The 20,792-nt window shown below is 55.7% G+C and carries 20 protein-coding genes; 15 read left to right on the top strand and 5 right to left on the bottom strand.

The window, feature by feature from the left end:
• Window positions 1-7 precede the first annotated feature (7 nt).
• From QMG27_RS06665 to QMG27_RS06640, 6 genes are all read left to right on the top strand, one after another.
• Complete coding sequence (locus QMG27_RS06665; protein ID WP_281810288.1) at window positions 8-421, top strand: biopolymer transporter ExbD; 414 nt, start codon at window positions 8-10, stop codon at window positions 419-421.
• Between the two features lie 15 nt (window positions 422-436).
• Window positions 437-868, top strand: a complete 432-nt coding sequence (locus tag QMG27_RS06660; protein WP_281810287.1) for a biopolymer transporter ExbD — start codon at window positions 437-439, stop codon at window positions 866-868.
• A gap of 79 nt (window positions 869-947) precedes the next feature.
• The gene (locus QMG27_RS06655; RefSeq protein ID WP_281810286.1) at window positions 948-2,132 is read left to right on the top strand and encodes a hypothetical protein; all 1,185 of its coding nucleotides are present in this window, start codon (window positions 948-950) and stop codon (window positions 2,130-2,132) included.
• A gap of 28 nt (window positions 2,133-2,160) precedes the next feature.
• On the top strand, window positions 2,161-3,207 hold the full coding sequence (locus tag QMG27_RS06650) for a LacI family DNA-binding transcriptional regulator (protein ID WP_281810285.1): 1,047 nt from the start codon (window positions 2,161-2,163) through the stop codon (window positions 3,205-3,207).
• A 7-nt stretch (window positions 3,208-3,214) separates the two neighbouring features.
• Entirely contained in the window at window positions 3,215-4,012 is a 798-nt protein-coding gene (gene murI, locus QMG27_RS06645; RefSeq protein ID WP_281810284.1) for a glutamate racemase, read from the top strand.
• Window positions 4,013-4,101: 89 nt separating this feature from the next.
• On the top strand, window positions 4,102-6,420 hold the full coding sequence (locus tag QMG27_RS06640) for a YgiQ family radical SAM protein (RefSeq protein WP_281810283.1): 2,319 nt from the start codon (window positions 4,102-4,104) through the stop codon (window positions 6,418-6,420).
• Here the strand turns inward: QMG27_RS06640 and smpB are convergent, their stop codons facing one another.
• A complete protein-coding gene (smpB, locus tag QMG27_RS06635; protein WP_281810282.1) occupies window positions 6,421-6,897 on the bottom strand; it encodes an SsrA-binding protein SmpB in 477 nt (158 codons plus the stop codon).
• A gap of 47 nt (window positions 6,898-6,944) precedes the next feature.
• Between smpB and QMG27_RS06630 the strand changes: the two genes are divergently transcribed.
• From QMG27_RS06630 to QMG27_RS06620, 3 genes are read left to right on the top strand one after another with little or no spacing between them, the layout of a single operon-like run.
• Window positions 6,945-7,397, top strand: a complete 453-nt coding sequence (locus tag QMG27_RS06630) for a type II toxin-antitoxin system RatA family toxin (RefSeq protein WP_281810281.1) — start codon at window positions 6,945-6,947, stop codon at window positions 7,395-7,397.
• Window positions 7,394-7,741 carry an RnfH family protein gene (locus tag QMG27_RS06625; RefSeq protein ID WP_281810280.1) on the top strand — a complete coding sequence of 116 codons (348 nt, stop codon included), beginning with the start codon at window positions 7,394-7,396 and terminating at the stop codon, window positions 7,739-7,741. The genes QMG27_RS06630 and QMG27_RS06625 overlap by 4 nt, the downstream gene beginning before the upstream one ends.
• Before the next feature lie 26 nt (window positions 7,742-7,767).
• Window positions 7,768-8,787 carry a DUF6352 family protein gene (locus QMG27_RS06620; protein ID WP_281810279.1) on the top strand — a complete coding sequence of 340 codons (1,020 nt, stop codon included), beginning with the start codon at window positions 7,768-7,770 and terminating at the stop codon, window positions 8,785-8,787.
• Window positions 8,788-8,838: 51 nt separating this feature from the next.
• On the opposite strand, the gene QMG27_RS06615 is transcribed toward QMG27_RS06620, so the two are convergent.
• From QMG27_RS06615 to QMG27_RS06600, 4 genes are read right to left on the bottom strand one after another with little or no spacing between them, the layout of a single operon-like run.
• Window positions 8,839-9,180 (bottom strand): P-II family nitrogen regulator, encoded by a 342-nt coding sequence (locus tag QMG27_RS06615; protein ID WP_281810278.1) that lies wholly within the window; start codon window positions 9,178-9,180, stop codon window positions 8,839-8,841.
• A 19-nt stretch (window positions 9,181-9,199) separates the two neighbouring features.
• Window positions 9,200-12,310, bottom strand: a complete 3,111-nt coding sequence (locus QMG27_RS06610) for an efflux RND transporter permease subunit (protein ID WP_281810277.1) — start codon at window positions 12,308-12,310, stop codon at window positions 9,200-9,202.
• 3 nt (window positions 12,311-12,313) lie between these two features.
• A complete protein-coding gene (locus tag QMG27_RS06605) occupies window positions 12,314-13,480 on the bottom strand; it encodes an efflux RND transporter periplasmic adaptor subunit (RefSeq protein WP_281810276.1) in 1,167 nt (388 codons plus the stop codon).
• A gap of 12 nt (window positions 13,481-13,492) precedes the next feature.
• A complete protein-coding gene (locus tag QMG27_RS06600; RefSeq protein WP_281810275.1) occupies window positions 13,493-14,758 on the bottom strand; it encodes a TolC family protein in 1,266 nt (421 codons plus the stop codon).
• Between the two features lie 136 nt (window positions 14,759-14,894).
• Between QMG27_RS06600 and guaB the strand changes: the two genes are divergently transcribed.
• The 6 genes from guaB to QMG27_RS06570 all read left to right on the top strand — a co-directional run bounded on the left by guaB (window position 14,895) and on the right by QMG27_RS06570 (window position 20,767).
• Window positions 14,895-16,364 carry an IMP dehydrogenase gene (gene guaB / locus QMG27_RS06595; RefSeq protein WP_281810274.1) on the top strand — a complete coding sequence of 490 codons (1,470 nt, stop codon included), beginning with the start codon at window positions 14,895-14,897 and terminating at the stop codon, window positions 16,362-16,364.
• A 103-nt stretch (window positions 16,365-16,467) separates the two neighbouring features.
• Window positions 16,468-18,084 carry a glutamine-hydrolyzing GMP synthase gene (guaA, locus tag QMG27_RS06590; RefSeq protein ID WP_281810273.1) on the top strand — a complete coding sequence of 539 codons (1,617 nt, stop codon included), beginning with the start codon at window positions 16,468-16,470 and terminating at the stop codon, window positions 18,082-18,084.
• Window positions 18,085-18,171: 87 nt separating this feature from the next.
• Entirely contained in the window at window positions 18,172-18,432 is a 261-nt protein-coding gene (gene infA / locus QMG27_RS06585; protein ID WP_281810272.1) for a translation initiation factor IF-1, read from the top strand.
• Between the two features lie 24 nt (window positions 18,433-18,456).
• Window positions 18,457-19,077, top strand: a complete 621-nt coding sequence (locus QMG27_RS06580; RefSeq protein ID WP_281810271.1) for an FMN-binding negative transcriptional regulator — start codon at window positions 18,457-18,459, stop codon at window positions 19,075-19,077.
• Window positions 19,074-20,090 (top strand): tRNA adenosine(34) deaminase TadA, encoded by a 1,017-nt coding sequence (tadA, locus tag QMG27_RS06575; RefSeq protein ID WP_281810270.1) that lies wholly within the window; start codon window positions 19,074-19,076, stop codon window positions 20,088-20,090. Before QMG27_RS06580 ends, tadA begins: the two co-directional genes overlap by 4 nt.
• A gap of 2 nt (window positions 20,091-20,092) precedes the next feature.
• Window positions 20,093-20,767 (top strand): methyltransferase domain-containing protein, encoded by a 675-nt coding sequence (locus tag QMG27_RS06570; RefSeq protein ID WP_281810269.1) that lies wholly within the window; start codon window positions 20,093-20,095, stop codon window positions 20,765-20,767.
• Window positions 20,768-20,792: the final 25 nt, after the last annotated feature.

The following is a 20,792-nucleotide window of genomic DNA, read 5'->3' as shown; positions in this document are numbered from 1 at the left end:
CACCATCATGGCCATGAACGTTGGATCGGATGCAGATGACGAGATCATCGGCACGATCAACACCACCCCCCTTGTGGACGTGATGTTGGTGCTGCTGATCATCTTCTTGATCACCATTCCCGTGGTGACCACATCGGTGAAGGTGGACCTCCCCAAAGAGAAAAACCTGATCCGAGAAACCAAGCCAGAGAACGTGATTATTTCGGTGAATGCGCAGGGCAATATTTACCTGTACGACACACCGATCAAGAACTCAACTGACTTGTTGGACCGTATGAAAACTTTTGCGGTGAAAGACCCACAACCCGAAGTGCAAATTCGCGGCGATGCTCGCAGCGATTTTGAATCAGTGGGTCGTGTGATGTATGCCGTGCAGCGTGCAGGCATTGTCAAGGTCGGTTTCATCACCGAGCCAAACTGATCTAAGGAGCAAGACATGGGAATGAACGTAGGCCAAGGATCAGGCAGCGGTGAACCCGAAGTGATGATGGACATCAACACCACGCCCTTGATTGACGTGATGTTGGTGCTGTTGATCATGTTGATCATCACCATCCCTGCGCAGTTGCATAGCGTGAACTTGGACATGCCAGTGTCTAAGCCACCCACCAAGAAGGTCGACCCTGTGGTGATCAAGATTGATGTGGACGCCAACAGCGTGATCAATTGGAACGGCAAGCCTTTGGCAACGCGTGCAGACTTGGATCTCAAGCTGCAAGAAGCGACCAAGATGGACCCTCAGCCAGAGTTGCATTTGCGCTCTCACGCCAAGGCCAAATATGAGGCTGTGGCGGCAGTGATGGCCAATGCTCAACGATTGGGTTTGAACAAGCTCGGCATCGTGGGATCTGAGCAGTTTGTGAATTAATTTCTTCAAGGTTTCTTCAAGAGGGAAACCCTTTGCCTCTTCCCTCACCGGAAGAGGCATTTTTTTAAGGAGTATGCAAATGACAACATCATGGAAAAAATTGTTTGCATTGAGCGTGTTGGGTGTGGCCTTGCATTCGGTGGCGCAAGTCAATATGCGTCCAGAAGTGTCTAAGCCTTTGCAAGCAGCGCAAGAAGCGATTCAAGCCAAGCAGCCCGATGTCGCGCTGCAAAAAATTCAAGAGGCGCGCGCCACCCCTCAGCTCACCGAACCCGAAAAAATGTACCTAGAGCGTTTGTCTGTCGTGGCAGCGATGAACGCGCAAAAGTTTGATGTGGCCTCTAGTTCGCTGGAATACTTGCTGCAAAACAAAGAACTTTCAGCGGCCGACCGAGCCACTTTGACGGAGACCATGGTGAGCGTGAGTCAACGCAACAAAGACCACGCCAAAGTGGTGCAATGGGCACGTCGTTATGCGCAAGAGGGCGGTAAAAACCAACGCGTGCACATCATGAAAGTGCAGGCCTTGGCCTTGCAGGGGTTGCACAAAGATGTGGTGCAGGAAATGCAAGAGGCCTACAAAGCTGCTGGCTATCAGGCCGAGGAATCTGAGCTACGCATTTATGCTTTTAGCCAAAAGCAACTCAAGGACGATGCGGGTTATGCCAGTACCTTGACACAGTTGGTGACACGTTTCCCAAGCAAAGACTATTGGTCGGACCTGCTCAACAGCATGGGCCGTGCGCCTGGCATCAATGCACGCACACAACTCGATGTGTCGCGCTTGATGGATGCCGCGGGGACGATGGAAGAGGCTGAAGACTATTTAGACACAGCGCAGTTCGCCATCAAGGCGGGCTTGCCTTACGAGGCCTTGCGTGTTTTAGACCAAGGCCAAGCGGCAGGTTTGTACAAAGGTGCCACCGCAGCGAATGCTGCCAAGCTCAAGCAGCAAGCCCAGCAACGCGCTGCCGAGGATGACAAAGCACTCAAGTCACTCAGCATGGCTTCTGACAACGGTCCGCTGTTGGTGCAGTTGGGCGATGTGTTGCTGTCAAAAGGGCAGTGGGCTGAGGCTGCCGAGGCATACCAAAAAGCTTTGAGTAAAGGCGGGCTCAAGCGTGAGGCGGATGCCAAGTTGCACTGCGGTATCGCTTTACTCAAAGCCAAACAAGCTGAGCAAGCCCAAACCATGCTCCAAAGCGTGACGGGTGAACCCACTGTTGTACAGATGGCCAAGCTCTGGATTTCTTTGGCGAAATGACGCCCTATGATTGGAAGGTATTCAAGTGGTGAAACCAATTTCCAAACGCATGGCCAGTTCAGACAACGACAAACGCAAAATTCAGATGATCGACATCGCTCGCATGGCGGGCGTGTCGACATCTACGGTCTCGCGTGCGTTGAACGGCAGTTCGTTGACGAACGATGAAACGCGTCAGCGCATTATCGAGTTAGCCCGCTCTCTGAACTACACCATCAACCAAAGTGCCAAAAGCTTGCGCATGGGCGACAACCGCACCATCGGTGTGGTGATTCCCTACGACAGCAAAACCCGTCAGCACATTTCTGACCCCTTCTTCTTGGGCATGCTGGGTAGCTTGGCAGATGCTTTGACAGACCGTAATTACGATTTATTGCTGTCTCGTGTGGATGCAGACCATTTGGACGACATGGCTTCGTTGTACGACACGGGTCGTGCCAAAGGCATCATCGTGATCGGACAGTGGGGGCATCATGACCAGCTCAATGAATTGGCTCGCCGCCATGTGCCTATGGCCGTGTGGGGCGCGCAGTTGCCACGTCAGCTGTATTGCAGTGTGGGTAGCGACAACAAGTCGGGCGGGGCGCTGGCCACAGAGCATTTGCTGGGTTTGGGCCGTCGCCGCATTGTGTTCATGGGTGATACCGAAATGCCTGAGGCTGCCAAACGCCATGAAGGCTATTTGCAAGCGCATAAAAAAATGGGTATTCCAGTTGATCCCAAGCTCTACATCAAGTCGCCTTTTACGGCTGAAGAGGCGCAGGCTGCGTTACTTGGCTTTTTAGAAAGTGGTGTTGCGTTTGATGCCATTTTTGCGGCCAGTGATTTGATCGCGATCAATGCCATGGGCGTACTCAAAGGGCAGGGTGTTTCTATTCCAGAACAGGTGAGTGTGGTGGGCTATGACGACATTGACATGGCGTCTCACAGCTTTCCGCCGCTCACCACAGTTCGCCAGCCCATCGATGTCGCGGGTGGTGTGTTGATGGACTCATTGCAAGAGGTGTTGGACGGTCAAATCGCTGATTCCAAATTGCTGCCCACGTCCTTGGTGGTGCGTGGCTCGACGGTGTGAGGCTGGTGTGACCCGACCCCTGCTTGGCGCAATTGGCGTGTTTGATTCAGGCGTAGGCGGCCTGTCCGTCCTGCGTGCCATCCGCGCTGCACTGCCGCACGAGCACTTGGTCTATGTGGCCGATTCGGGGCATGCACCGTACGGCGATCAATCGGAAGATCACATCACCCAGCGCACGCTCACCGTGGGCAACTGGCTGGCGGAGCAAGGTGTGAAAGGCATCACCATCGCGTGCAACACCGCGACGGTGGTGGCCGCCAAAACCTTGCGCGAGCAAACGCATTTGCCCGTGGTTGCGATCGAGCCCGCCATCAAACCCGCAGTGGCGTTGACGCGCAGCGGCGTGGTGGGTGTACTGGCCACGCGCCAAACGGTACAAAGCGCGGCGGTGGCTAGGCTTGTGGCCTTGTACGCCGCAGACAAACGCATCTTGCTGCAAGGCTGCCCTGGTCTTGTTGAACAGGTGGAGCGTGCTGATTTGCACAGCGCTGATACAGAGCACTTGCTGCGCCAATTCATCACGCCGTTGCTAGAGCAGGGCGCCGACACCTTGGTGCTCGGTTGCACGCATTACCCTTTTTTGCGCGACACCATTCAGCGTCTTGTGGGTGAGGGTGTGACGCTGATCGACCCAGCCGAAGCCGTGGCCCGTGAGTTGGTGCGGCGTTTGGATGAAAGCAGCGGTTTGTCTAGCGCAACCACACCAGGCTCGGTGCGCTTTTTCACCTCGGGTGATGTGGCGCAAGCGCAAGCCGTCATGTCGCACTTGTGGCACGAGCCACTCACGGTGCAAGCGCTGTCCTGAAGTACCGCCTGAAAAGCACTTTTCAAGGGCCTTGGCGATAGCCCCTGAAACCTGAAGGAAAGAGCCTAGCCCGTACACTTGAGGCCTTCATGAATGCCTACGCCGACGTCTCCCTATTTCCACGCAACGCCAAGCCGCTGACCAGTTACCGCAAGTACTGGGCGGCCCGTTTTGGCACGGCTCCGTTTTTGCCGATGTCGCGCGAGGAAATGACGCAACTGGGCTGGGACAGCTGCGACATCATCATCGTCACGGGCGATGCGTATGTGGACCACCCTAGCTTTGGCATGTCGGTGATTGGCCGCATGCTGGAGAACCAAGGTTTCCGCGTGGGCATCATTGCTCAGCCCGATTGGCAAAGTGCCGAGCCGTTCAAGGCGCTTGGCAAACCGAACCTGTTTTTTGGCGTCACTGCCGGCAACATGGATTCAATGATCAACCGTTACACGGCTGATCGAAAAATTCGCAGCGATGATGCCTACACCCCAGGTGATGTGGGCGGCAAGCGCCCCGACCGCGCCGCGTTGGTGTACAGCCAGCGCTGCAAAGAAGCCTTCAACGATGTACCCATTGTGTTGGGCGGCATCGAAGGCTCGCTGCGTCGCATTGCGCACTACGACTATTGGTCTGACAAAGTGCGCCGCTCGATCGTGGTTGACAGCAAATGCGATTTGCTTTTGTACGGCAATGCTGAACGCGCGATTGTGGAAATCGCCCACCGCTTGGCGGCCAAAGAGCCGGTGCAAAACATCACCGACGTGCGCGGCACCGCGTTTGTGCGCCGTGAAACGCCTGTGGGCTGGTTTGAGATTGACTCCACCAGCATTGATACACCGGGCAGGGTCGAGGCGCATGTCAACCCCTATTTGATGGTGAGCGAACAAGCCAAAGCCCAAGGCGAAACCTGTGCGCGTGAAGACGAAGCCAACGCCGTGGCCGATGCCGCTAATGCCAAAGCCGGTGCGAAGGCAGATGCAGGCTTTACCGTTTCGCCCTTGAACTTTGTGCCCAACCCCGCTTTCCAAGGCAAAGGTGCACTCAAAGTGCCGCCGCGTGACCGCAGCGTGATTCGTTTGCCGTCTTACGAGCAAGTTAAATCTGATCCCGTGCTGTATGCCCACGCCAACCGCGTGCTGCACTTAGAAACCAACCCCGGCAACGCCCGCGCCTTGGTGCAAGCCCACGGCGAAGGCCACACCGCACGTGACGTGTGGGTTAACCCACCGCCCATCCCGCTCACCACCGCAGAGATGGACCATGTGTTTGACTTGCCCTACGCGCGTAGCCCACACCCTGACTACGCCGATGAAAACGGCAGCCATGACGGCGCGACCAAAATCCCAGCGTGGGAGATGATTCGCTTCAGCGTCAACATCATGCGCGGTTGCTTTGGCGGTTGCACGTTTTGCTCTATCACCGAGCACGAAGGCCGCATCATCCAAAGCCGCAGCGAAGAGTCGGTCATTCGCGAGATTGAGGACATCCGGGACAAAGTGCCGGGCTTCACGGGCGTCATTTCAGACCTTGGTGGCCCCACTGCGAATATGTACCGTTTGGGTTGCAAGAGCCCCGAGATTGAGGCCGCATGCCGCAAACCCAGCTGCGTGTTCCCCGGTATTTGCCAAAACTTGGGCACCAACCACACGCCGCTCATCAACATCTACCGTCGTGCGCGTGCCTTGAAGGGCATCAAGAAGATTTTGATCGGCTCAGGCCTGCGTTACGACTTGGCTGTGAAGTCGCCCGAGTATGTGAAAGAGTTGGTGCAGCACCATGTGGGTGGCTATCTCAAGATCGCCCCTGAGCACACCGAAGGTGGGCCACTGTCAAAGATGATGAAGCCCGGCATCGGCACCTATGACCGCTTCAAAACCATGTTTGACAAGTTCAGCGAAGAGGTAGGCAAGAAGCAGTTCCTCGTGCCGTACTTCATCGCGGCGCATCCCGGCACCAGCGACGAAGACATGATGAACTTGGCCTTGTGGCTCAAGCGCAATGGTTTCAGGGCCGACCAAGTGCAAACCTTCTACCCCAGCCCCATGGCCACGGCCACGGCCATGTACCACTCGGGGCGCAACCCGCTCGGGCGCATCACGCGCACCAGCGAGAGCGTAGACATCGTGCGCGGCGAGCGCCGCCGCCGTTTGCACAAAGCCTTTTTGCGCTACCACGATGCCAACAACTGGCCGTTGCTGCGTGAGGCGTTAAAGGCCATGGGCCGTGCCGACTTGATTGGCAACGGCAAACAGCATTTGATCCCCACCTATCAGCCTCAAACCGATGGGGCCTATACGAGTGCGCGTCGCAAGAACAGCACGGGCGCACCCAAAGCGGTAGGGGCTGGTAAGGTGGTGAGAGGTCGTGTGCTCACGCAACACACGGGCTTGCCACCGCGCAAGAAGAAGTAATCAGCGGTGGCGTGACTTCATGGCACGCTCCACCTCGCGCTTGCCTTCGCGGTCTTTGATGGTGTCGCGTTTGTCGTGTTCGGCCTTGCCTTTGGCCAACGCGATTTCGCATTTGATCTTGCCGTTTTTCCAATGCAAGTTCACGGGCACGAGCGTGTGGCCTTTTTGTTCGACCTTACCGATGAGACGCTTGATTTCGTCTTTCTTCATCAGCAGTTTTTTGGTACGCACTTTGTCGGGTGTAACGTGGCTCGACGCCGTGTGCAGCGGGTTGATTTGGCAGCCAATCAAAAACAGCTCGCCATCGCGGATGACCACATAGCCGTCGGTGAGCTGCACCTTGCCTTCACGGGCGGCCTTGACCTCCCAGCCTTCCAGCACCATGCCTGCCTCGAACTTTTCTTCGAAGAAATAGTTGAACGCCGCCTTTTTGTTGTCGGCGATGCGCGAGGGGGTTGCAGGTTTTTTGGTAGCCATTAGGGAGATATGGGGACAGTAGAGCTTCTTACAATGGCGACCATTCTATGAAAACCGTACACAAGTCCGTTTTGATCTGGTTCAGCGCTGAAGAAATGTTTGCGCTGGTGACCGATGTGGCCCGCTACCCCGAGTTCTTGCCTTGGTGCGACTGCGCAGGCGTGCTCGAAACCCATGCTGATGGCGCGACAGCCCAAGTCGGTATGACCTTTGGTGGCTTTCACAAAAGCTTCACCACGCGCAACGTGCACATCGAGGGTCGCCAAGTCAAGCTAGAGCTGGTGGATGGGCCGTTCAAGCATTTGGACGGTACTTGGGATTTTCATCCGCTGCTCGACCCCAACACGCAACAGCCGCAACGCGCTTGCCGCATTGAGCTGACCTTGAATTACGCCTTTGAGAGCATGTTTGGCAGTTTGGTGGGCCCCGTGTTCGACAAAATCGCCGCCACCTTGGTAGATGCGTTTGTCAAGCGTGCCGAACAGGTGTACACCGCGTGAGTACCTTGCAGATTACGGTGATGTATTCGCCAGCCCCTCGCGTGGTGCACGAGCGTGTGTTGGCCTTAAGCGCCGGCGTGACGGTGATGGAAGCCTTGCAGCTCAGTGGGCTATTGGTTCAGTGCCCTGAAATTGATCTGAGCCAGCCAGAGTTGTTTACCGTGTGCATATGGGGTAAGAAAACCACACGCAACCATGTGCTGCGAGAGTTAGACCGCATTGAAATTTGCCGCCCACTCACCGTTGATCCCAAGGTGGCGCGGCGTGAGCGTTTCCAAAAACAAGGCACCAGTCGTGCAGGCTTGTTCTCCAAGCGTCGCGCAGGCGCTAAGCCTGGCTACTGATCGCCGTCCAACTCTGGCCATCCACCATGACAAATTCGCTTTGGCCCACCTGTGGCTACTCGCTGCTCACCACCAACGAGGCAGGCCACTTGGTGGTGACCGACGACTTTTTGCGTTTTCTTTTAGAGCGTCCTGAGCTGGCCCCTATTGCCAGCTCATGTGCAGCTGAAGTGGCGTTGCATCACAGTTTGATGGACCAACCTCGTCGCGAAGTTCTCCTGCAAGAACTTTCTGAGTTGCAAGACAAAGACGCCGCCGATAACTACGGCGTGTGGTTGCGCTTTCGCCAGCGCATCACCACATTGCCGACGTTAGAGGCCAGCTACATCGCCTTGTTCAAAGGCGAGGGCGTAGATGTACCGCCCTTGTTGGTGCAACAGATCACGCACATCTTGTTGCGCCATGTGTTGGGCAAAGCGCCTACGGCCATGCAAGCCCGTGCTGCAGAGATGCTGATGCACACGCAAAAAATCACCGTGCTTGAAGACGGCGCTGTGATGGCGGCTGATGACGAAATTGTGGAGCGTCACGCCACACAAAGTGGCTTTGGCTCGATTGGCGAGCTGCTCAAGCAAGGCGGCATCAAACTGCGCAGCGTGGACTTGGATGTGCTCAACGATGACAACCAAGACGCATATTGGCCTCGCAGCGAGAGCTTTGACTGGGTGGTGAGCCTCAACCGTGGCCAGCCCGCGCTGAACGCACTGTGCGAGGTGATGGCCAAGTGGGTGCAGCACTTTTTAGGTGTGCAGGTGCGCATTCAAACGGAGCGTGAAATCAACGACGACCACTGGGTATGGCATGTGGGCTTAGATGCCCAAGCCAGCGGCGTGCTCAACGACCTTTACCAAGGCCAAGAGGTCGATGCTGATCGCATGGAGCGATTGCTGTGCCTCTTTAAGCTGGAGTTCGTGGAGCCCAACGACATGCTGGCCGAGGTGCGTGGTAAGCCCGTGTATTTAGCGATGGCGGTGGATGCCAACCAGCGCTTGAAACTCAAGCCACAAAATTTGCTGCTCAATTTGCCATTGGCCAAGCGTTCATGAAAAAAGCCAAGCGCAATGCTTGGCTTCTTGCTGCGGCATCACAAGGACGCGTCAGGGGCGTTCAATTGGCCCAGCGACAGACTTGTACAAGAACACCGCACGTGTGATGTCGGTGACCCACACCAGACCATCACCAATTTGGCCAATCTGCGCGGTGTGAACAATCAGGTCCACGATGCTGTCGCACACCTCGTCAGGCGCCACGATTTCAATGCGCACCTTGGGTGTGTAGTCAGTCAACTCTTCTTTCAAATTGGCGGGGCTGTGCAGGCTAGGGGCTGAGCAGCCTTCGGCTTTGCTCACGGTCATACCCGGAAAGCCAGGCAAGCTACGCAGCTTTTCGCGCAAGGTGGGCAGCTTGGAAGGGCGAATGATGGCTTTGATTTCTTTCATATCAGTCTCTTTTCTTCAATCAAGCTTCTGGGTCTTTTTCGTCAAACCAGTGATAAATCGTGGGCACGACCACCAAGGTCAGCAAGGTGCAGCTGATCAAGCCGCCAATCACCACAATGGCCAAGGGGCGCTGCACTTCAGAGCCGGGGCCATCTGAAATCAGGAAGGGGATGAGGCCTAGCATGGCCACGGTGGCAGTCATCATCACAGGGCGGAAGCGTTGGCGTGCGCCCTCTAGCACAGCGTGTTTGACCGTCATGCCGCCTTCACGCAAGCTGCGGATGTATGACACCAGCACCACACCATTGAGCACCGCTATGCCCCACAGCGCAATAAACCCCACAGACGCAGGCACAGACAAATACTCGCCCGCGATGAACAAGCCAATCACGCCGCCAATCGATGCGAACGGCAGCACCGTGATGATGAGTGTGGCGAACTTGACCGAGTTGAACAGCAAAAACAGCAAGAAGAAAATTGCAGCGACAGTGATCGGCACAATGATTTTCAAGTGGCCCAAGGCACGTTCCATGTTTTGGAACTGGCCACCCCATTCCAAGTAATACCCCTCAGGCAGCTTGACCTTTTCACCCACTTTGGCTTGCAACTCAGCTACGAAGCTGCCCAAGTCGCGGTCTTTCACGTTAATGCCCACGACGATGCGTCGCTTGGCCATTTCACGTGAAATTTGCGCAGGTCCATCTAACACTTGAATTTTGGCTACGTCGTCTAGGCGAGCTTGTGCACCATGTGAGGAGCTCAAAATGATGTTGGAAATGGCTTCTATGTTGTTGCGAAAGCTCTCAGGCAAACGTACCACGGCAGAAAAGCGACGCTCACCTTCGAACACCTCAGATGCGACCTTGCCGCCAATGGCGGTCTCGATCATGTCGTTGACGTCAGATACGTTCAGGCCCATGCGTGCAATGGCTTGGCGGTCGATGTCAATTTGCAAATACTGCTGTCCCGAGATGCGCTCCACGCGCAGGTCTTGCGCGCCTTGAATGCCTTGTGCCACTTTGGCAATTTGGTTGGCGACGCGTTTGAGGTCGTCTAAGTCGTCACCAAACACCTTCACGGCGATGTCTGAGCGCACGCCTGTGACCATTTCGTCGACGCGGTCAGAAATGGGTTGCGCCATCACAATTTGCACGCCGGGCAAGATCTTGAGCTTTTCGCTCATGGCATTGGTGATATCAGTTTGGTCCCAACCCGAGGGCCACTCGCTGCGAGGCTTCAAGCTAACAATGGGGGTGGACTCATTCACGCTTTGTGGGTCTGCCGGTGATTCACCTCGGCCTAAGCCAGAGATCGCCGATTTCACGCCGGGTACGGTCATGACCAACTTCATGGCCTGCATTTCCATCTTGATAGATTCGTTCAGCGAGATGTTGGGCACACGATTGATGCCAGGCACGATGGAGCCTTCCTTCATTTCTGGAATGAAGGCCGTCCCCAAAAACGGCAACATCAGCACTGCGGCTACAAACGCCCCCAAGGAGGCTTGCACGGTGCGTTTTTGGTTGGACATGGCTAAGTCCAACAGTTTCAAGTAGCGTGTCTTCAAGGCTTTGATCAGCGGTGTGTCATGGTCGCCATCACCCTCTGGCGGCTTGAGCAAGTACGAGGACAGCACAGGCGACAAGGTCATCGACAGCGCTAGCGATACAGCCAGTGCAATGGCAATGGTGTAGGCGAGGGGAGCAAACATCTTGCCTTCCATGCCTTGCAGCGTCATCAACGGCAAGAACACCAGAATGATGATGCCCACGCCAAAAATCACGGGCGTGGCCACTTCGACCACCGCATTCAAAATACCGCGTACCTTGCTTTCGCCCAATTCGGCAGCACGACCCAGTCTTGCATAGGCGTTTTCGACCACCACTACGGACCCGTCCACCATCAAACCAATCGCAATGGCCAAGCCCCCAAGCGACATGAGGTTGGCCGAGATGCCCAGCTTATTCATGGCCATGAAGGTCAGCAGTGGTGTGAGCACCAAGGTGGCCACCACGATGAGCGACGAACGCACATCGCCCAAAAACAAGAACAACACAATCACCACCAACACCACACCTTCGATCAGCACTTTGGTGACAGTCCAAAGTGCTGCGTCCACCAACTCTGAACGGTCGTAGTAAGGCACGACTTTGAGTTCATTAGGTAGCATGCCGCGGTCATTGATTTCTTTCACGCGTTTCTTGATGCGACTCACCACTTCTTTGGCATTGCCACCGGTCATCATCATCACAATGCCGCCGACCGCTTCGGTGGTTCCGTTTTTGATGACTGCGCCTTGGCGCACATCGTGTCCGAGTTTGACTTCAGCCACATCACGCATGTACACAGGTGTGCCGTTGACTTCTTTCAACACGATCTGGCCAAGGTCACCGACGCCTTGAATCAAACCCACGCCACGAATCAAATACTGCTCAGCCGCTTGCGGTAGCACACCGCCGCCGGAGTTGGCGTTGTTGCGCGAGACAGCGTCATACACCTCTGACAGACTGATTCTGTAATGACGCAAACGTTCGGGGTTCACCAATACGTGGTACTGCTTGACGTACCCGCCCTGTGAGTTGATTTCAGCCACACCTGGAATCGAGCGCAAGAGTGGACGCAACACCCAATCTTGCACAACGCGGCGTTGGGTGAGTTCTTCTTCGCTCAGCTCACGGTTGCCGTCTGATGCATGCTCTAGCGTGTATTGGTAGACCTCACCCAGCCCTGAAGAGACGGGGCCCAGTACGGGGGTGATGCCAGCGGGCAAGCGTTGACCCACCTCCATCAAACGTTCCATCACCAGCTGGCGTGCAAAGTAAACGTTGGTGCTGTCAGTGAACACCAAAGTAATGAGGGATAGGCCAGGTTTGTTCAGGGAGCGCAGTTCAGTCAAACCGGGCAAGCCCGTCATGGCGACTTCGATGGGGACGGTTGCAAAACGCTCAACCTCTTCAGGCGAACGACCTGGCGCTTCGGTGGCTATTTGTACCTGTACGTTGGTGACATCTGGGAACGCATCAACCGAGAGTTTGGTGGCTGCATTCAACCCAAAAAACAGCAAAACAACGGCGATAACACAAACGACTAAGCGCTGCTTTAGAGCACTACGGACCAAGGATTCAAGCATGCCTTAGCTCCCTTTGCCCATCTCTACAAGGTTGCGGTGGTTGTTCAAGTGAAAAGCACCGTCAGACACAATGCGCATGCTAGGTTTTAAACCATCCAGTACCACCCGATGTCCATTTTGCTCGGTGGCCAGTTTGACGGGGGTGAGTCGAAAACGTTTATCGGACATTTCGACGAACACGTAGTCGGCATCGTCTTGCCTCACGACCGCAGCGACGGGGACGACCAGGCGTTGGGTGGGCGTTGACTCGATGAGCATGGAGGCCAACATAGAGGGTTTGAGGTGGCCACTTTTGTTGTCAAGCTCAGAACGAACGAGCACGGTGCGTGTTTCTGGGTTGACGGTTTGGCCCACGTAAATCAATTTGCCCTCAAGCTTTTCATGGCCCAGTGCGGGAACCTCAATGCGGACAAATTGACCAACTTTGACTTGTCCTACTTGTTGCTCTGGCACTTGAGCGACGGCCCACACGCGGCTTAAATCAGCTACGGCAAACAAGACATCCGAGGGTTGGACCACCTGACCTGCTGCAATTTTTCGCTCCACCACAACGCCTTTGATGGTGGCCATCACACTGGACACAGAGTCGATCACACCCGTGCTGCCCAATCGCTCAATCGACTTTGGACTGACGCCTAATACTCGCAGTTGGTCTTGTGCTGCGCGTGTTTCGGCAGAAGCGATTTCATACTCATTCTCGCGGCGCTGCAATTCGGCTGCGCTGATGACATCGGCATCGAACAACGTTTTCGCGCGCTCCATGTTGCGACGGTGCAGCTCTTTTTCAGAACGCGCTTTCAAATAAGCCAGTTGTGAGCCTGACAACTCGCTGCTGTTGATCAGCGCCAGTGTGTCGCCTTTGTTGACCACTTGACCTAGGCTGGCATGAATTTGCGTCACGCGCCCAGTCACACTGGCACCAATACGGGTCAAGGCCTGTTCATCAAAATCAATTTGGCCTGCCACACGCAAGGTCTCGGAGATGTCTTGGCTCAAAACCTCTGAAACTTGAATCTGCGCTTGCAAGCTCTCGGGCACCGACACAAGCATGTTGTCCGCAGGGGGGCTGGTGACTTCTTGAGTTGTGTTTTTCTTACAAGCAGATAAAGCAACAACAGTGCAGAGCACGACAGCGGCGAAAGCGAAACTTTTGTGTGGTTTGGCGTTCATGGTTGATGGCATTTAAGGTGAAGTTGCTCTTAAACGTTCGATTTCAGACCATGCGCTGGCCAATTCAAACTGTGCCGTGATGAGTTCGTTGCGTGCTGCACGGTAGACCCGTTGTGCATCCATCACATCCAGAAAACTTTTTTCGCCTGCTTTGTAGGCAAGTTCTGCAATGCGCAGTGCATCGGCCGCATGGCGCACGATGCCTCCTTCGAGTGCAACGACTTGTGCATTCGCAATGCCGTACTGTTGGTAAGCGGCCTCCAAACTTTGCAGCAATGAAAACTCTTGATAGGCCAGTTGGTTTTCGGTTTGAGATAGCTTGGCAGCCGCTTCACCAACAGGACCACCGCGCCAGTCCCACAGCGGTAGGTTCATGGCCACGCCGACGCGCTTGCTTCGCCACTCGGGGTCTTGGTCTTGGTCGGCGCGTAAGGCGAATTTAGGAAAGCGCAGCGACTTTTCTTCGCTCAATTTGCGATCCAATTGCTGTCGTTCAGCCCGTGTGCGTTGCAGCTCAGGGTTGTTCTTGAGTACATCGTCTCGTACTTCGTTCAACGGCGCAGGTGCAGCGAATGTGTGGGGTTGTTCTTGAATTTCAAACGATTCGGGCAGATCAATCCCAACCAAAGCACGCAGTGCCCCTCTTGCTTGGCGAACGCGTAAACCTGCAGATTCCTGCATTTTTTGTGCGTTGAGTAATTCAGCATTGGCTTTGACGAGTTCAAACCGCGCTTTCTCGCCGGTCTCAACTTGCAGCTCAATGCGTTTGTGAATGCCATTCATCAGCTTGACATCTTCTGCCGCCACACGGTTCTCGGCCGTGCGTCTCACCAAGTCGTAATAGCGTACACGCAACTGGGCGCGCATATCGGCTCTGAAGGATTGCTCATTGGCTTGCGCGGCGTTCAATCCTGCAATTGCACCGTCCACACGAGGGAAGCGATGCCAAGGCATGTCTAAATCTTGTGTGAGGCTAACGGACTTGAGGTTGCCTTGTGGATTCAAGTTATCGGGCCTAGGCTTGCGTGTGCCATTCATGACCTCAATTTGCGGGTTGGGAATGGTGCGTGCTGTGTCAACGGCGGAACGTGCGGCTTGGACAGCGTCCGTGGCACTTCGTATGGCTGGACTTTGTTGAAACATCATGGTTTCCAAATCTGGCAAGCTCAGCTTGGTGATTTGTTGCGCATCGGCGCAATGGCCAAATGTGGCTGACAGGCAAAGAAAAAGAGCCGTCAGCTGTTTGTTGTGGCGCGAAGTCAAATGAGTCACCTTCATACAAGTTTTTCAAAAGTTAAAGTCATTGTCGTTGAAGCAATAATGCCATCCATTTGTTAAGGAATAGCGCAGAGAAGGTGCTGTATACAAGTGTCTCCAAGGGGCTACGTAAAATGCTGTTTTTGGAGCTATCAACATGCGCCTGCTTGGCAAAGCCCTCACTTTCGACGACGTTCTGCTCGTCCCCGCGTTCTCCCAAGTCCTGCCCAAGGACACTTCACTTGCAACGCAATTCACCCGTAACATCCGCTTGAACTTGCCCTTGGTCTCTGCGGCCATGGATACCGTCACTGAAGCGCGCTTGGCTATCGCCATTGCGCAAGAAGGCGGCATTGGCATCGTGCACAAAAACCTCACCGCGCAAGAGCAAGCCGCTCAAGTGGCGAAGGTTAAGCGTTATGAGTCTGGCGTGTTGCGCGACCCTGTGGTTATCACACCCGAAACCACGGTGCGCCAGGTCATGGCCTTGTCTGACGAGTTGGGCGTATCAGGGTTCCCCGTGTGTGAAGGCGGCAAAGTGGTGGGTATCGTCACAGGCCGAGATTTACGTTTTGAGACCCGCTACGACCAGCGCGTGAGTGAAATCATGACGCCGAAAGAGCGTTTGGTCACGGTGCCCGAGGGCACCACCCCTGAGCAAGCCAAAGCGCTGCTCAACAAACACAAGCTCGAGCGTTTGCTGGTCGTGAACGACGCGTTTGAGCTCAAAGGCTTGATCACCGTCAAAGACATCACCAAACAACTCAATTTTCCCAACGCCGCCCGTGACGCCGCAGGCAAGCTGCGCGTAGGTGCTGCGGTGGGTGTGGGCGAGGGCACTGAAGAGCGCGTGGAAGCGCTGGCTCGTGCGGGTGTGGACGCCATCGTGGTGGACACCGCACACGGCCACAGCAAAGGTGTGATTGACCGCGTGCGTTGGGTGAAACAAAACTACCCGCACATCGAAGTCATCGGCGGCAACATTGCCACGGGCGCTGCCGCTTTGGCCTTGGTTGAAGCAGGTGCTGATGGTGTCAAGGTCGGCATTGGCCCCGGCTCCATCTGTACCACCCGCATCGTGGCGGGCGTAGGCGTGCCGCAAATCATGGCGGTCGACAGCGTTGCCACTGCCTTGAAGGGCACAGGCGTGCCACTCATTGCCGATGGCGGCATTCGTTACAGCGGCGATATCGCCAAAGCCATAGCCGCAGGCGCTGGCACGGTAATGATGGGCGGCATGTTTGCGGGTACGGAAGAAGCGCCTGGCGAAGTCATCCTGTTTCAAGGCCGCAGCTACAAGAGCTACCGTGGCATGGGCTCTATCGGGGCCATGCAGCAGGGCAGTGCAGACCGCTACTTCCAAGAGTCCAGCACCGGCAACCCCAATGCCGACAAGCTGGTGCCCGAGGGCATTGAAGGCCGTGTGCCCTACAAGGGTTCTGTGGTCGCCATCATTTACCAAATGGCGGGTGGCTTGCGTGCCAGCATGGGCTATTGCGGTTGCGGCACGATTGAAGAGATGCACAACAAGGCGGAGTTTGTGGAAATCACCGCAGCCGGCATTCGCGAAAGTCATGTGCATGACGTGCAAATCACCAAAGAAGCACCGAACTATCGGGCGGAATAAGCGCTGAATAAGCTTTTAGTGTTCTCGCACAGGCCACCCCTCGGGGTGGCTTTGTTTTTTGAGACAATAGCGGGCTAGGCCATTTGAAGGCCCTTTTTTATTTATGTCGCATCAAAAAATCCTCATCCTCGATTTCGGCTCTCAAGTCACCCAACTCATCGCCCGCCGTGTGCGCGAAGCGCATGTGTTCTGTGAAGTTCATCCTTGCGACGTGACCAGCGACTGGGTGCGCGAATATGCCAAAGACGGCAACCTCAAAGGCATCATCCTTTCCGGCAGCCACGCCAGCGTGTATGAGGTGGACGACCGCGCACCTGACGCCGTGTTTGAACTGGGCTTGCCCGTGCTGGGCATTTGCTACGGCATGCAAACCATGGCCACTCAGCTGGGCGGCAAGGTGGAGGCGGGCACGACCCGCGAATTTGGCTATGCCGAAGTGCGAGCCCACGGCCACACCGAATTGCTCAAAGGCATTGAAGACTTCAGCACGGCCGAAGGTCATGGCATGCTCAAGGTGTGGATGAGCCACGGTGACAAAGTGACCCAGCTGCCCGAAGGCTTCAAGGTCATGGCATCCACGCCAGCTTGCCCCATCGCGGGCATGGCCGACGAGGCGCGCAAGTTTTACGCGGTGCAATTCCACCCCGAAGTCACGCACACCGTGCAAGGCCAAGCGTTGTTGAACCGCTTTGTGTTGGATATTTGCGGCACACGCCCCGACTGGATCATGGGCGACTACATCGAAGAGGCAGTGGCTGCCATTCGCAAACAAGTGGGCGACGAAGAGGTCATCTTGGGCCTCTCCGGCGGCGTCGATTCATCGGTGGCCGCTGCGCTGATTCACCGCGCCATTGGCGACCAGCTCACCTGTGTGTTTGTGGACCACGGTCTGTTGCGCCTGAACGAGGGTGACATGGTCATGGACATGTTTGCTGGCAAGTTGCACGCCCGCGTGATTCGCGTGGATGCGAGCGATTTGTTTTTGGGCAAGTTGGCGGGTGTGAGCGAGCCAGAGGCCAAGCGCAAAATCATCGGCGGCTTGTTTGTGGACGTGTTCAAAGCCGAGGCTGCCAAGCTCAAAGCGGGCGATGGTGGGCACAAAGGAGCCACCTTCTTGGCGCAAGGCACGATTTACCCCGACGTGATTGAAAGCGGCGGCGCGAAGAGCAAAAAAGCTGTGACCATCAAGAGTCACCACAACGTGGGCGGCTTGCCCGAGCAATTGGGCTTGAAACTGTTGGAGCCCTTGCGCGACTTGTTCAAAGATGAAGTGCGCGAACTCGGCGTGGCATTAGGATTGCCCCGCGAGATGGTATACCGCCACCCCTTCCCAGGCCCAGGCTTGGGCGTGCGCATTTTGGGCGAAGTGAAAAAAGAATACGCCGACTTGCTGCGCCGAGCTGATGCCATCTTCATCGAAGAGCTGCACAACTTCACCGATGAGGCTACTGGCAAAACTTGGTACGACTTGACCAGCCAAGCCTTCACCGTGTTCTTGCCCGTTAAGAGCGTGGGCGTGATGGGCGATGGCCGCACTTACGACTATGTGGTGGCCTTGCGTGCGGTTCAGACCAGCGACTTCATGACCGCCGACTGGGCTGAGTTGCCTTATGCGCTGCTCAAGAAAGTGTCTGGACGCATCATCAACGAAGTGCGTGGCATCAACCGCGTGACGTATGACGTGTCTAGCAAGCCGCCAGCGACGATTGAGTGGGAATAAGACCTCAAGTCGAACAGCCTACAATCGGGGGCTAACGTTAGTTGCCCGCTTTGGGCCAGATTTTTAAATTAGAGAACACAGAAGTACATGGCAAAAGAAGAAATGATCGAAATGAAGGGTGTCGTGACCGAGGTCTTGCCCGACTCTCGCTACCGCGTCACCCTGGAAAACGGTCACTCCCTGATCGCATACACCGCCGGCAAAATGCGCCTGCACCGCATCCGCATCATCGAAGGCGACAAGGTCACGGTTGAACTGTCGCCTTACGACATGAACAAAGCCCGCGTGACTTTCCGTCACATCGAAGGCAAAGCCCCAGGCGGCCCAGCCGTCAAACGTCGTTTTTAAGCAGGCCCTCTGCGGTCGTTTGGCATGTACCTGCCCCCGCAGTTCAAGGCCAAAGATGAGGCACATGCGCTCGCTATCATGCGGGCGCATCCGTTTGCGAATCTCATCAGTGTGGACGACGATGGTTTTCCATGCGTCACACACATCCCCCTTTATTTGACACAGATAGATGGCCAGCACGTGCTGCTCGGTCACTGCGCCAAAGCCAATCCGCATTGGCGCTACTTGCAAGCTCGCCCTCAAGCACTGGTGACCTTCATGGGCCCACAGGCCTATATGTCGCCCAAGGTCTACCTAGACCTCACGCGGGTGCCTACATGGAGCTATTTGGCCGTACATGCCAAGGTGGAAGCTTCGCTGGTACAAGAACCACAAGCGAAAGACCGTTTGCTCAAGCAACTCATTGGCGATCACGAGCCGCCTTATGCTGCGCAGTGGCATGGTTTGGGTGAAGACTACCAACACAAGATGCTCAGCGCCATTGTGGCGTTCGAGCTACGCATCACTGAGCTGCAATGCAAGCTCAAACTCAACCAACACCGACCCGAATCACACGCCGCCATGCACGCGATATATGCGCAGGGCAGCGCGGATGAGCAAGCTTTGGCCGAGTGGATGGTCAAACTCGGTATGGTTCAGCCATGACGCATTCGCCAGAAGACATTGGCTTCATGCAGCTGGCCCTGCGCCAAGCGCAAGCCGCCGCTGATGCAGGCGAAGTGCCGGTGGGCGCGGTAGTGGTGAGGGCAGGGCAGGTGATTGCATCGGCCCACAACGCGCCACTGGCCAGCCTTGACCCCACGGCACATGCCGAAGTGAATGCCATGCGCGCTGCGGCCCAAGCACTGGGCAACTATCGGCTGGACGACTGCACCTTGTATGTGACGTTAGAGCCTTGCGCCATGTGCAGCGGCGCAGCGCTGCATGCGCGTTTCAAGCGCGTGGTGTTTGGTGCGATCGAGCCCAAAACAGGTGCAGCGGGCTCTGTGCTCAATTTATTTGCAAATGAACACATCAACCACCAAACCCAAGTGACGGGTGGTGTGTTGGCCGACGAATGTGCAGCTGTGCTGCAAGATTTTTTTGAACAACGCCGTGTTCAGCAGCAACTCAGAAAAGTACCGCTGCGTGAAGATGCTTTGCGCACGCCTGATGGTGCGTTTGCGGGGCTGGATGTGCCCTTGGAGATGTCGCACTTCTCTGCTGATTTGCCCGCTTTAGAAGGCTTGCGTTTGCATTGGTTTGACAACCGAAAAGACGGTCAAGCAGCGCCGCATGTCTACATCCATGGGCTTGACGCCTGGAGCGTGCAATACATGGCTCAGCTGCAATCAACAGAGCCTGTGGTTGCTTTGGACTTGCCAGGTTTTGGCATGTCCGACAAGCCCAAAAAAGTGGCGACACACCGCATTGCTTGGCATGCCCAAGTACTCAGCGAGTTTTTGGCCAGTTTGCAACCTGCGCCTGTTGCTTTGCATGCACCGCGTGTGATGGCCCCGCTGTTGACCAAACTGGCGTTGCCTATTCATTGGATCGAATCGCTCGCGTTACCTGCAGCCTTGCGTGACGCACCTTATCCCGACCGTGGCCACATGGCCGGTCCTCGTGCCTTGAGCACCTTGTTGGCTGACCCCACACCGACACCGAAACGAAGTTAATCATGTCCAACGCCACACCACCCATCGGTTACGAAGTGAAGTTTCAGAGGGTCGGTGTCGGAGGCGGGGCTGATTTGCAAATACGCTCGTTGCTGGACAAGCAGCAGTTTTACGATCCATTGGGTTTGGCGTTGGATGCCGGCATCTCATCGGCGACGTGGCCTTTGTTTGGTTTGGTCTGGCCATTTGCTCAAAAGTTGGCTGACCTCATGCAAGCGTGGGATATCAATGGCAAGCGTGTGCTGGAAGTCGGGTGCGGCTTAGGCTTGGCCAGCTTGGTGGTGCATCGCCGCGAAGGCAACATCACGGCGAGTGATTGCCATCCATTGACGGAGACTTTTCTAAAAGCCAATGTCTTGCTCAACGACTTGCCGCCTCTGCATTACGAAACGGGTAACTGGGGCAGAGTGAACAAGGGGCTAGGGGCATTTGATTTGCTGATTGCCAGCGATGTGTTGTACGAGCGTAGCCACCCTGCGCAGCTCGCGGGCTTTATCGAAGAGCATGCAGCAGAGGGTGCTGAGGTACTTATCGTTGACCCCAACCGTGGCAACCGCAGCGCGTTTCACAAAGACATGGCTAACATGGGTTTTGGTGTGACTGAAATCATCATTAACGAGCCCTTAGAAGACCTCAGTGCTTATCGTGGCCGCTTGCTGCACTTCAAGCGCAGTTGATTTCGTCGCGTTAATTTGCCGCGAC

It is taken from the genome of Limnohabitans sp. MORI2 (assembly GCF_027925025.1).
Taxonomy (GTDB): Bacteria; Pseudomonadota; Gammaproteobacteria; order Burkholderiales; family Burkholderiaceae_C; genus Limnohabitans.
Note: the sequence above shows the minus strand (reverse complement) of the source record. Positions and strands in the feature narration are given on the sequence as shown.